Here is a 13,592-nt window from a genome sequence, read left to right on the forward strand (position 1 = left end):
TATTAACAATATTTAACCTTTTATTCAGAAATTACCTTTTTATTCTTATTTAATGGTATCTTTTTTAATAGAATCTCTTTTAATCTCAGTTTTCTCAGCCGGAACATTTTTGCCTTTTTTCTTTCTTTTGAAGATTGTGTTAAAGCTTTTACTATACACTACCCCAACTCCATAACTTTGATTTGCGCTAGAATTTCCAGCCGCGGTTCCATTTAATCCAATGTTCGTTGGTTTAGAATAAGCTCTCAACAAACGCGTTCCATCATTGTTTTTCGACCAATCATATTCTATAATTCCTTCTCCGGAAAGGTAATCTGCATTGGTATTGTCAGATTTTGAAATGGGGATTCCTAATCCTGTTTTCACCTTCACACGAGGCGAAAGCGCAAAACTTACACTTGCATTGGCGCGATCCCCTGAATTGGAATTACTGTCTCCTTTCAAATAATTTAAATCGACTTGAAATTCATTGCTGATGGTGTTTAACACAGACCCCAATTGCTTGAATAAAAGATTATATCCGGAAGTTTCTAAAGTATTCCCCAGATTTAAATCAAAAGCAGAATTACCGACATTAAAGGTATTCAGCACCAATATAGAGCCGAACTGAATAATTTTTTCATCCTCATTGCTCATTTTTTCCGCTAAAGTTTCCCGTAAATTACTGGAGACATCTTGTGCAGAAACGCCCAACTCAATTTTTGGATTGTTTAAGGTCTGACTTATTTTAGTTGATAGCAAAACAGTAACGGGTTGCAAACTTCCCATATTCAGATATTGGCCCGCATTTGTTACTGTACGCAAATACGTAGCGTTAATATCTAGTTCCGGGGAAAGCGCATCACCATCCCACCGAATACTGCTGCCTTTGGTAATGTTAAAAGTTCGGTTCAAAATCGCTTTAGAGACGAAAGTTCCACTGTCCACAAAATAATCACCATCCATTCCAATCGAGCCATTTCTACTCATCAAGAATCGGAGTTTATCCGCTTCACCACGTACGGAAATATCTCCAATATCATCACCCACCAAAACATTCACCGTAGTTCCGCGATCTACAGAAAGGGTGAAGTCTACATTGATATTGGCGCTGGATCGTTTTTTATCTTCCACGGTAACCAAGCCGGCTTCATCCTTTTTCAAAAAGCGCAGCATTTTAAACTCTTCTACATTGCTGGTAGAATTAGAATTGAAAGTAAATACACTGTTGTTCAAGGCCTTCATTTCTGGTGTAGAAATATTCAAAGCCGAAACGGGTCCATCTACATAGAGTGTTCCAGAACCATAAACTCTACCCCAAAATAAATCGAAATCTTTTTGCGTCGTATTCAGCAATAACAAATTATCTGCCCGCATTACTAAATTGACTCCCATAGAAGAAATCGTCTCAAACTGAATCGCCCCAGAGATAGAACCTTTGGAGTTTGATCGGCCATCTTTTACGCCGATGTCATTCAGAATTGCTAACCCTCTCGATAAGGAAACTACGGTATCATCAAAGGAATAATCTACGCCCGTAAAATTCAATTTTAATCCAAAGGAACTTAAGGCAATATCTCCACTATAATCCACGTCATTTAATCGTCCAGAAATTTTTAAATCGCCAGAAGCTTTCCCTCTTAAATTGCCAAAGACCCCTTTTACAAATTCTTGCGCAAAAGCAAGATCAAATTCCCGCATTTCTGCAGTTAAATCTAAGGTTGGCGAGGACGTATTATTATTGATGGTTCCCGTAAGTTGCAGATTATTATTTCCAATAATTCCGGCCGAGATGACTTTCGCATTCACATCGAAAACGTTTGGTATAGCACTTTTTTTCACCGCGATGACCACATTACCCATATCTTTTCCATTCATGAAGATATCGGTAATATTAAGATCGATGAGCGGTTCTAGATTATTTTTATCCATCTTAATATCAAAGGTTCCGTTTGCAATTCCTTTTAAATCAAGTGCGTTATCTGAGTTGGTGAGCGCTAAAACTTTTGATAAATCTAGATTCCGAACTTCACCTGCTGCTGTAAAATCTTTGGCGGATTTAAAGACGGATTCTTTCACAAACAATTCACTGCTATCTGAGGAAATCCGCAGGTTTTGTATGAGGAAATCGGCCGTATTTTTCCGATACGTGATGGAATGATTTAAGGCCATGGAGGTGTCAACGCTCCACTCTACGTCATTAATTTTAATGGAGGTAGGCTCAAATCTGAAAACATAATCTCCTGCATTATTAGTGCTTTGATTAATATTCACGGCGTATTCTTTCATCGTTTGCTTCATTTCATCCTGCGGAGTTCCGAGTTTAAAATTAGTGGCAATATGCAAGATTTGGTTGTTTTCATTTCTACCCTGTAGCGTAATATCTTTTAAAATATTTTGATTGTATTCTATCCTCCCAACTTTTGCGTAAATCTGTTCCTGAAGATTAGCGGTATTAATTCTCACCCTTAAACTATCAATCATCGCACTGTCTCGGGTTATTTTATCACGATCTGTAATTTTATAAGCAGGATTTGCTCGTGCAAGAGCCATATCTGCTTCCGTAATTTCAGATTTTTTCGTCATCACATATTTCAGTGTTTCCGCATCAATGTTCATAATGAGATCGTTGGAATTTCCATTATAAGAACCATTGACTACCGCACCTTGCGGAATGATAAGATTTGGTTCGAAATAATTCACCAGACCTTGCTTCACTGCAAAATCCATGGTGAAATTTTGACCGCGGTATAATTTTCTTGGCGGTGGGCCAACAAGTATTTTTCCAATTCCATTTTGAACCATTCCAGTTAAATCTCCTAGATTAAAGCGTCCAGAAATTGTTCCATTCACCGCACCTGGAGCATCTACAGAAACTACGCGTTTTCCATTTTCGAAAAAGGCTTTTACTTTTGCATTGGGAATTAAATATTTTTGAGCTGCATTTGAAAAACTTATATTTCTAAGGTCCGCATCTAAATTAAGATCATTCAGATTCGTCATGGCAATTTTTCCCTCCACTTGTCCGCTCACCACTTGTCTTCCTTTGCCACCCGTAAAATAGTTCAGATTTAAAAAGGCAATATCTGCCACAATATCCGCTGCAATTTTAGAGGTTCTGAAATCGATGAAGCCTTTCAGATTCGCTTTCGCCTGTTCATCATTTACGTTGATGATTCCATTATAGGTTCTATAATCCAAGACACCATTCAAATAGACATTGTTAATTTCTTTGTCCATAATCTCAATTTTGGAAATTTGAGAAGTGGTTCTAATTTTCATGGTGTTTACATCAAAACTCTGACCTTGAACATTAAAACGACCCGAGATTAAACCTACTGCATCATTTTTCGTGAGGACCGCGGAATTGAGATCATTAACCTCAGCAAAACCCCGATATTTTGGAACATTTGTACTATAATCCTCCAGATAAAAATTACTAATTTTTGCCTGACCAATTCCGGTGATCAGTCGAGCATTAGGCACATAAATTTGCTTTGGCGTAACCCGAATTGCACCGTTGTATTTTAACCGACCAAAATCATCTGCAAAATTTTTCATCTTGGAAGAAATGAAAGTAGGCATCATTTTTTTCAAGTCCACATACGTAAAATCTGTAGCCAAAGTGTTGGTTTCGATTTGGAAATTGCCTTTCAGAATATTAGAAACTTTCATGGTTTCTGTCCGAATATTAACCTTGGAATTTCTCACTAAAAAGCGGTCCAGATAAAACTTATTCAGCGGACCCGTCATCTTACCAGAAATATTAATCGGCTGGTAATTATCCCAATCTGTCACAAAATAACTAATGTCATATCCACTAATCTGACTTCCAGGCTGCAACACCATATCCCAGCGAACTTTGTCCGCGAAATCTGCCCAAGAACCATTATTTAAACTGAATTTCACATCGCCTTGCAGTAGAGAACTGTTCGTATTGAGGGTTAAATCCCTTAAGGAAAGAAACTCTTTTGTTAAAGCCAAATCTGCAGAAAACGTATCTACCACATGCTTTTTGCCCCATCTTTCTGTGGTGAAGCGCATATTATTAATCTGCGCAAAAACATCGCTCCCATTTACGCGAAGCTCTGGAACAACCACATTCACGTCATTCGCATAAAGCCACCGTCCCCCTTCACCTTCGCTATTTCTATTGATGATGGAAACTTTGGAATCTTTGATATAAATCCTAGATTTTAACTGAAAAGCTTCTTTTGGCGTGGTGGGAGAAGGCGTATTAAACAAATCAACAAACCGCACAAAATTAGAAATACTATCTCCCTTATAGGTGATTACTTTTAGGTCTAAATTTGTTAAGGACAAGGATTGAAACTGTAAATTTCGGGAGTTGCTGATGATAGAAAACCAATCAGAATCGGCGTATAATTGACGCGCTTTGATAAAATTAAAATTCTTGTGATCTTTTACGGTAACGCCATTGATGTTGATATCTCCAAAAAAACTGACATCCACACTTTTAAAAGACATTTGAGATTTAAGATCTGTGTTCAGTTTAGAAATTACTTTTTGAGCTGCCCAGTTTTTGGTTGCAGGCAAACTCACTATAACGAAAAAAGAAGCCACTAGAAATAAGGCAGTCCAGAAAACAATGAGCAACAATTTTGCCCACCATTTGTAATTGGTTACGTCTTTTGCAGCTTGCTCACCAAATTCTTTTGCCGTATCTACCGGATGTTTGATGGCATCTGAAGCCAGTTGCGTAGCATCTTTTACGGTTTCCGAAACTTTATCACCAACATTTTCTGCCGTGTTCTGAATCTGGTCGCCAATATTCTCTGCAACAGATTTTTTATTTTCGTTATCGTTATTATTCTCTAAATTTGCCATTGTTATGAGCGACTCAATAATTTTAGGAATAGAATCATCTTGTGATGACACTTCCGCTGCCGTGATTAGGGGAAATACAATCCTTTCTAATATCGCCGCTACTCAGAAAATACACAATGAATATGGTGGTGTAGTTCCGGAACTGGCTTCCCGCGCGCATCAGCAAAACATCATTCCCGTGGTTCATCAATCTCTGATAAAAGCAAATATACAACAAAAAGATATTTCTGCGATTGGTTTTACACGCGGTCCTGGACTTTTGGGTTCACTCTTGGTGGGAACCTCTTTTGCCAAGTCACTGTCTATGAGTTTAAATGTACCGTTAATAGAAGTTAATCATTTGCAGGCACATATTTTAGCCCATTTTATCGAAGACGCCAATCCGCATCCACCGAAATTTCCATTTTTATGTTTAACGGTTTCTGGTGGTCACACCATGATCGTCGTGGTGAAAGATTATTTTGACATGGAAATCATCGGAAAAACTATTGATGATGCGGCAGGTGAAGCCTTTGATAAAATTGGAAAAATTTTCGGTCTGGATTATCCTGCAGGTCCAATCATTGACAGACTGGCGAAAAATGGAAATGAAGCTGCCTTCACCTTTAACAAACCGCGAATCGAAAATTACAATTATTCCTTCAGTGGAATTAAAACATCTGTTCTTTATTTTATTCAAAAAGAAGTTCAAAAAAATCCAGAATTCATTACAGAAAATATAGAAAATCTGTGTGCTTCGGTTCAAAAAACTTTGGTAGAAATTCTCATGAAAAAGCTGGAGAAAGCAGTTTTAGAATTGAACATTAAAGAAGTCGCCATTGCAGGTGGTGTTTCTGCGAACTCTGGCTTAAGAGAAGCGATGTTGAAAAATGAAGATCGCTTAGGGTGGAAAGTATACATTCCAAAATTTGAATATACCACAGATAATGCAGCCATGATTGCGATGGTTGCAAAGTTGAAATTTGACCGTGGTGAATTTGCGGATTTGTCTGTTTCGGCAACTTCCAGATATGATATTGAGGAAAGTTTTAAAAAAGACACTGACATAAAAGATTAGAAAGCCACAAATGAATATGCCATTAAACAGTTCGTTACTAAAATTGGCAATCTTATTTAACGAATAAAAAACTAAACAACTCCGCATGAAAATATTATTAGAAGATAAAATATTAGGTTCCCATTCCAAAAAAAACTCAAAATATTATTGGGTTTTAGAAACCATTACCGGTAAACAGGAAGCTTCCGGAGGTGATGAAGAATTTATGCCCACAACTTCTGAAAAAGGATATCTGCAAGATATAAAAGAAGAAATCTTAGAAAAAATAAATTCAGAAAACGTCTTCAGTTTTCCCTTTGAGCCAAAAGAAGGAGATTATTTATCTCTGAAAAATAACTTGCGAAAATATGAATATCTCAATTTGATTTTCATCAGTAATAAATGGGTTGAAGAGATTTATACGTGCAGTATCAGAGATTGCGACGCAGATATTTATACGACCATTAAAACGGGAGTCGCATTTTTGAGCGAGAATAATATGAAATCGCAATCATTTGGAAATGCCAAAACCAATGAACATTAATCGATTCTCTCTAACATTTAGAAAATTATTAAGAGCTTCTCATGAAATTGTTTTACGGCGAAATATTAAATAATCTAGTAATCATCAATGATGAAGAGCAAACGCATATTGCAAAAGTTTTACGCATGCGATCTGGGGAAGAAATTTTTGTGACTAATGGAAAGGGAAATCTGGCAAAAGGAAATCTTCTTTTCGAAGGAAAAAAAGTTTTGTTGGATATTAAAGAAATCAAAGAAAATTTACCCAATTTCTTACCACAACTTCATATTGCCATTGCGCCAACAAAAAATATTGACCGCATCGAATTTTTTATAGAGAAAGCCACGGAAATGGGTATTTCTGAAATTACTTTATTGCAAACTGAGCAAACTGAACGCAAAAACATCAATATCGAAAAGCTTCGGAAACAAAGCATTTCTGCCTCCAAACAAAGTCTGCGTTTTCATTTTCCTATTGTAAATGACTTAACCAAGTTTTCTGATTTTATAAAAGATATTAATCCGGAAACGACTTTTGTAGCGCACTGCAATGAAAATTTGGAAAGAATTGATTTGAAGATGCTTCGACAAGCTCAGCATCACAATCTTGAAAATAAAGAGCAAAAAATTACTTTTTTAGTTGGTCCGGAAGGAGATTTTTCTGATAAAGAAATTGAGCTTTTAGCAGAAAAAGGGGTGAAAGCAGTTTCGCTCGGAAGGCAGAGATTGCGTACAGAAACGGCAGGAATTTTTGTTGCAGCCTGGAATTACGGTTTGATGTGATGATCTGTTAATGTGATGATGTGACGATGTGATGATGTGACGATATGATAATGCAATAATTAGATTAGATGGAAACCAGCAAACGTTTATTAGCATTTCTCACTCACCAAATTTATTTTTAATCGCTTTTTTGACTCTTAGAAAAAGAAAAATTACAACCGTGATCATTAAACTTATGCCGATCATTAAATTGGTGCTCTCGGCAAACTCAATAATCAAAGCAAGTGCAGAAGATAGAGTTAATAAAAACCCTGATTTCATCAACTCTTTTGCTGAAAAATTCTGCGCAAAATTCCATCTTTCCTGATTTTTCATGGACTGAATTGTTCTGTAGCCGTAAAGCGAATTGATCTTTTTCGGCGGAAATTTTAATTGAATAAATCCTGAAGTCACAAAGATTAATCCACCAAAAAAAGTAATATTGAAAAGTGGATCTTCCAGCAAAAGAGCAAACATTTTTCTAAATTTTTTGATCTTTTAAATATTTCGCTAAAATCTGTTCCCCACTTTGCAAAGAATTTACTGCCCAACGAACTTTCATTTTCCAGCGTTTTTCTTCGGAAAGTCTGTGATCAATATTATTTTTCAGCAGTTTTTGCTTGAGTTCATACACGCAAATTGCGGCGGCCACGGAAACATTGAAACTTCGTGTAAATCCATACATTGGAATGGCTAGAGTTTCATCCGCGAAATCTAATATTTCTTCCGTCACTCCGGCTGCTTCTGTCCCGAAAATCAATGCAACGGGTTCTGTAATTTGATAATTTGGTAAAAGCGTCGCATTTTTTTCCGGAGATACGGCTACAATTTTGTAGCCCCGGTTTTTAATTTCCTGGATAGAATCCAAATTATGGGGAAGTCGCTCCACTTCTACCCAAGTTTCTGCACCTTTGGTAACGCGCAAATTGGGCACAAAATCATTTTCACTTTCCATCGCCACAATTTTATGAAATCCGCAAGCTTCCACAGAGCGCACGATAGCAGCTGCATTTCGGAACTGAAAAACATCTTCAATGACGGGCAAAACAAAATCTGAACTTTCTGCGGCGTAATGATTTATTTTTTGAAGGCGTTCTTCGGTAAGAAATTGCTGAAGATATTCGAAGGCTTTCTGGTCTTTCATGAGTTCAAAAATAGGGAATTTTACAAATAAATAAAGCGAATCTTTTTACCATAAATACACAAAGTTTCTTTACTTTTTACTAATGTCTTTCTTTGACGCAGCAGTCACATAATCTTAGGGGAAAAATTAATGGAATAAAAAGTGCGCAAGAGCTTTTTGCTGCGCTGAGATTTATGATGAAATTTCGTCATGATAACTAGTTTTGTTTAGAAGCGAAATCTGCGCCCCGGCTTGAGTGGATCCCGATGTAAAATCGGGAGGGAGTGGAAGACGGAAAAAGGCGCCCCAGAAAATTATAAATTTCTATTCAACGAAGTTAAATAGGCGCCCAAAATAATATGAAATTATACGAAATAACGTATTTTTGGATTTATGAAAAGAAGAGTGCTCCTGATTTATACGGGCGGAACCATCGGTATGGAAAAAGATTACGAAACGGGCAGTTTGCGAGCGTTTGATTTTGGAAATATCTTTCAAAAACTGCCGGAAATGAAGTTGATCGAGTGCGAAGTTTCTGTGCATCCTTTTAAAAAACCGCTGGATTCCTCGGATATGGGTCCGGAAGAATGGAAAATTATTGCGAATTATATTGGTAAAAATTACGAAAAATATGATGGCTTTTTAATTCTTCACGGAACAGACACGATGTCTTATACGGCTTCTGCGTTGAGTTTTATGCTTAAAAATTTGCGGAAACCTGTAATTTTAACAGGTTCTCAATTGCCGATCGGTGATTTACGAACGGACGCAAAAGAAAATCTTTTGACGAGTTTGTATTATGCGAGTTTATATGAAAATGACGAGGCAGTGGTACAAGAAGTGGCAGTTTATTTCGAATACAAATTGCTGCGCGGAAATCGAACGTTGAAATATTCTGCGGAGTTTTTTGATGCCTATCAAACTCCAAACTACCCGCTTTTAGGCCAATCTGGTGTTCATCTGAATGTCAACAAAGAATCATTGTGGCGCCCAAAATCTGGCGAGGAATTTTCTGTGGATCTTCATATTTCGCAGGATGTTTTATTTTGGCGAATTTTCCCGGGAATGCATCTGAACCATTTTTCGGAAATCCCGAAAGTGAAAGTTTTGGTATTGCAGGTTTTTGGCTCGGGAACGATTTTCAATACCGAAAAAACGCAGAATACTTTACAAAAATTACGGGATCAAGGAACGGAAATTGTGGTGATCTCGCAGTGTGTTTCGGGTGGGATCAGTTTTGGAAAATACTCAAATTCTAATATATTTACCAAAATCGGCGCGATCAGTGGAAATGATATCACGGCAGAAAGTGCCATTACCAAATCGATGCATTTGCTGGACAATCCTAATAACGAAGGAAGTTTTGCGAAAAATTTTGCGAAGAATTTATGTGGGGAAGTTTCTGAATAATTTTTCAAACCACAAAAGGCACAAAAGTTTGAAGGAAAAATAATTACAATTAAAGTACACGAAAGAAGCAAATCTAAAACACGTAGCATAAAAATTTTATTTTGAAAAATATCGGTTTTCAATTTTTAGAATTCAATTAATTACGCTATTTTTGCAGTCTTCAATTAGAGAGGTGTCCGAGTGGTTGAAGGAGCTAGCCTGGAAAGCTAGTGTACGGGTAACTGTACCGTGGGTTCGAATCCCATCCTCTCTACAAATGGTACTGTAAATCAGTATATTATAATTACAACACCCAATTTTACACCCATAAATGTAAGGTTGGGTGTTTTTTTTCATAGATTTTATTGAACTTTCAATCATTATTTGAAAATAAATTAAATTGCAATATTTAATGTAAAATCGGTTCGATTTCGGCACCGGGTACTTTAAACGCTGATAATATATTGATTATCAGCGTTTTGTATTTTTAATGCGTATGTTCTGTCCGCAATTTGTCCGCATTTCTATTTACTAAGAAGTTTGTTAATAAATTTTTTATGGTTATGGTCAATCTCTGCAGTTAGTTGGACTGCAAATAAGTCTTTTTTTTAAACTTTTTCCGAAAACATTTGTTATGTTTGTTTCCGAAATTTTTTTTGTCACTAGATATAAGTACAAAAGCATATCAAGTTAATTCTTGCAATTTATTTTTGTTGAAATCGAAACTGATTTTTTAAAAACAGTGTCAAGAATTTTAAGAATGCCATCTGTTTGTTTCTGATTCCAAGCTTTCGATACAGATTCTTTTGTTGTGTAAACTGTACATATTTATTGCTAAATTACTCCTAAGCATATTTTTGATTAGCATTCTCCCACGAAAACAAACCTGAAAATCGAAGACTAATTTTACCCAGGAACAAAATCAAAGACTAACATCCCTGATTTTTTAATTTTTAGTTTAAAGAAATTTTGAATGCGTGTTCCAACTTCGTATCATATTATCAACATTTATTGAGAGGATTTATCAATATTTACTTTTACAACACCTGTTGAATGATCTATTTTCGCGATCTAATAAATTGCTGTATTACGAATTTTAAAGAATATAATACATAATAGTTTTTTGGTTCGTAGTTTAACATAAATTACACTGCTTTATCAGCAAAAATTGCTTTACTAATTAAAACTTTACAAAGTTTATTTATATAACTTTATCTTTCAAAATCAGAGTATTATGATTTGGTCTGCAAAATTAATTAAACATAGAAGTGAAGACAGAATTGGTGTAGAATTCGAGAAGGATAAAGAAATGATCCAACGAATAAAACTAATAAACGGCGCAAGATGGAGTCAGCAAAAAAAACTTTGGCATGTTCCGAACACGCGGGAAAATAGAGAACGCTTCCACATCGAACAGAAACAAGATACCAGACTTTCCCTGGAAGGACAGGAACATCTCAATCAATTCATTCGTTGGCTTTCTGCCAAAAGGTACAGCGCGAACACAATTAAAACCTATTCTGACGCATTACGATCATTTTTAGTTTATTACCGGGAGAAAAATGTCTCCGAAATTACCAATGCAGATGTTCTTGATTTTAATAATGATTACATCTTAAAGCGGAACTTATCTGCATCCTACCAAAATCAGGTAACTAACGCAATTAAATTATATTTTAGAACTGTACGCGATACCAAAATCGAAGTAGATAAAATCGACCGTCCTAAAAAGACTAAAATATTACCTAATGTTTTGAGTAAAGAAGAAATAAAAATGATTTTGGAAGCTCACAGTAATATCAAACACAAAACGATGCTGTGCTTAATTTACAGTTGTGGTTTACGCCGCAGCGAATTGCTTAATCTAAAACCGCAGGATATAAATTCTAAAAGGAATATCGTATTAATCAAGCAGGCAAAAGGGAAGAAAGATCGCATAACACCACTTTCAAATAAAATTTTAGAATTACTCCGAGAATATTATAAAGAATATCGTCCAAAGACATGGCTTTTCGAAGGACAATTTGAAAACCAGCCCTACTTGGAGCAAAGTTTACAGAGTGTTTTAAAATCTGCAGTAAAGAAGTGCAAAATTTTAAAGCCTGTAACTCTACATTGGCTTCGTCACAGTTACGCTACTCATTTGTTGGAGAACGGGACAGATCTACGTTACATTCAGGAATTACTTGGACATAACAGCAGTAAAACAACAGAAATTTACACGCATGTAAGCACGAAAAGCTTACAGCAAATAAAAAGTCCTTTTGACGATTTATAAGAAATTTTTATTATTTTAGCTGCGTAAAATTGTATCACTATTATCATACATATACAACCAAATTGGGGTGGCTTTATATGATTCTGTCATACATATAAACGAGTTAGCAGAAATTATAGAACAACACGACAATAAATGAAAAAAATTATATCGACACTAATTATTTTGACATTTTTTAATTACGCAAATGCTCAAAAAATTTTCACCTCTGACATCAATAATTTTTGGTCAGCATATGACAGTATTCAAAAAGTAAAAAACAACCAAAGTGAAATTATCGAAAACCTATTTTTGAGTAAAAAAACAGATGGGCTAAAAGCGTTTATGAAAATCAAAATATTTGACAAGAACGATTATTTAACTGCATTTGAAAAATATCCAAAATTTTGGAACTCAATCAGACCAAACACTTTAATTGATGAGAAAAAAATCAATACCATAAATAAAGCTTTGAAAAAACTGAAAAATTTTTATCCAAATAATTCTAAAGGAAACATTTATTACACAATTGGAACGCTAAAATCAGGTGGTACGACTAATATTGAAGACTTACTTTTAGGCATTGAAAAAATCGTAGGAGATAAAAACACAATAGTTTCAGAATTTGAAAATGAAAATCTTCAAAAAATGTTTCAATTTTCAAATACTACGACACTTGAACAAGTTACACTTCACGAATTTGTTCATACATTTCAGAAAGATGGAGAAATTAATGTTTTATCAAAGGCAATTAAAGAAGGTTCTTGTGATTATGTTGCGGAATTGAGCTTAAACAAAAAATTCAATTCTTATTACCTTGATTATGGCTTTCAAAACTATGAGAAAGTAAAAACGAATTTTAAAAGTGAAATGTTTAGTCAAAATTTCAGTAATTGGTTTTACAATAGCGATGTGAATAAAAATCCAGACTTAGGATATTTTGTTGGCTACGTAATTTCTAAAAAATATTATGAAAACATAAAGGACAAAAAGAAAGCAATTAAAGACATCATTGAATTAGACTTTAACAATGAACTTGACGTTATGCAATTTTTAGAAAAATCAAAATACTTTGACGAAAAAATAAATATTGAGCAAATAAAATCTGCATATAAAGACAAACAACCAAAGGTTATAAAAATTTTAGAGTTTGAAAATGGCGATCAAAATGTAAAATCAGATTTAAAACAAATTAAAATTATATTTTCAAAACCTATGAATGATAATATTTCGATTAACTTTTCAAAATTTGGGAAAGAACATTTTCCTTTAAAAAATATTGTAGGGTTAGACGAAACTAAAACACTCCTAACAATTGAAACAACAGAATTAAAAGCAGATACACAATATGACTTCTATATAACTGACCGAGGAACAAAATCAAAAGACGGTTTTCAATTCATAGAACAGGAATATAAAATAACATTTAAAACGGAAAAAAAATAACTTCTGCTAATCGAGTAGACGGCTCCGTCCATAATTGAACGGAGTACGCCTCTCACACCACCGTACGTACGGGTCTCGTATACGGCGGTTCGCATCTTGATGGGTTAAGTGATAGATGAAGTTCTAACATTGCGGTGTAACCACGCTTCTTTAGCCTTGAAATAGTGATTGTTGTTCCTAAAATAGGACTTTGTGCGACTGCCCATCCTCCCTTCCGAGTTCGACTATAT

General features: G+C 35.2%; 9 protein-coding genes and 1 tRNA gene. 7 read left to right on the forward strand and 3 right to left on the reverse strand.

Annotation, left to right across the window (positions count from 1 at the left end; translation table 11 throughout):
- Window positions 1–45: 45 nt before the first annotated feature.
- The gene (locus tag RCH13_RS13685) at window positions 46–4,827 is read right to left on the reverse strand and encodes a translocation/assembly module TamB domain-containing protein (protein WP_326987816.1); all 4,782 of its coding nucleotides are present in this window, start codon (window positions 4,825–4,827) and stop codon (window positions 46–48) included.
- Window positions 4,828–4,831: 4 nt separating this feature from the next.
- Here RCH13_RS13685 and tsaD point away from each other — a divergent pair, with 4 nt between their 5' ends.
- The 3 genes from tsaD (at window position 4,832) to RCH13_RS13700 (ending at window position 7,168) form a co-directional block, all read left to right on the forward strand.
- Window positions 4,832–5,884, forward strand: a complete 1,053-nt coding sequence (gene tsaD / locus RCH13_RS13690) for a tRNA (adenosine(37)-N6)-threonylcarbamoyltransferase complex transferase subunit TsaD (protein ID WP_326987817.1) — start codon at window positions 4,832–4,834, stop codon at window positions 5,882–5,884.
- Window positions 5,885–5,969: 85 nt separating this feature from the next.
- The gene (locus RCH13_RS13695) at window positions 5,970–6,407 is read left to right on the forward strand and encodes a hypothetical protein (protein ID WP_326987818.1); all 438 of its coding nucleotides are present in this window, start codon (window positions 5,970–5,972) and stop codon (window positions 6,405–6,407) included.
- A 41-nt stretch (window positions 6,408–6,448) separates the two neighbouring features.
- The gene (locus RCH13_RS13700) at window positions 6,449–7,168 is read left to right on the forward strand and encodes an RsmE family RNA methyltransferase (protein WP_326987819.1); all 720 of its coding nucleotides are present in this window, start codon (window positions 6,449–6,451) and stop codon (window positions 7,166–7,168) included.
- Between the two features lie 99 nt (window positions 7,169–7,267).
- Here the strand turns inward: RCH13_RS13700 and RCH13_RS13705 are convergent, their stop codons facing one another.
- Window positions 7,268–7,624, reverse strand: coding sequence for an SdpI family protein (locus tag RCH13_RS13705; protein ID WP_326987820.1), 357 nt, complete (start codon window positions 7,622–7,624; stop codon window positions 7,268–7,270).
- Window positions 7,625–7,628: 4 nt separating this feature from the next.
- On the reverse strand, window positions 7,629–8,291 hold the full coding sequence (locus RCH13_RS13710; RefSeq protein ID WP_326987821.1) for a TrmH family RNA methyltransferase: 663 nt from the start codon (window positions 8,289–8,291) through the stop codon (window positions 7,629–7,631).
- Between the two features lie 372 nt (window positions 8,292–8,663).
- Between RCH13_RS13710 and RCH13_RS13715 the strand changes: the two genes are divergently transcribed.
- The 4 genes from RCH13_RS13715 to RCH13_RS13730 all read left to right on the forward strand — a co-directional run bounded on the left by RCH13_RS13715 (window position 8,664) and on the right by RCH13_RS13730 (window position 13,362).
- Window positions 8,664–9,680, forward strand: coding sequence for an asparaginase (locus RCH13_RS13715; protein WP_326987822.1), 1,017 nt, complete (start codon window positions 8,664–8,666; stop codon window positions 9,678–9,680).
- Window positions 9,681–9,846: 166 nt separating this feature from the next.
- Window positions 9,847–9,933: transfer RNA gene (locus RCH13_RS13720), tRNA-Ser, on the forward strand.
- A gap of 960 nt (window positions 9,934–10,893) precedes the next feature.
- The gene (locus RCH13_RS13725) at window positions 10,894–11,937 is read left to right on the forward strand and encodes a tyrosine-type recombinase/integrase (protein WP_326987823.1); all 1,044 of its coding nucleotides are present in this window, start codon (window positions 10,894–10,896) and stop codon (window positions 11,935–11,937) included.
- 135 nt (window positions 11,938–12,072) lie between these two features.
- Window positions 12,073–13,362: a hypothetical protein gene (locus RCH13_RS13730; protein WP_326987824.1), complete on the forward strand. Its 1,290-nt coding sequence runs from the start codon at window positions 12,073–12,075 to the stop codon at window positions 13,360–13,362.
- Window positions 13,363–13,592: the final 230 nt, after the last annotated feature.

The sequence above is a fragment of the Chryseobacterium sp. MP_3.2 genome (assembly GCF_035984805.1).
Classification (GTDB): Bacteria; Bacteroidota; Bacteroidia; order Flavobacteriales; family Weeksellaceae; genus Kaistella.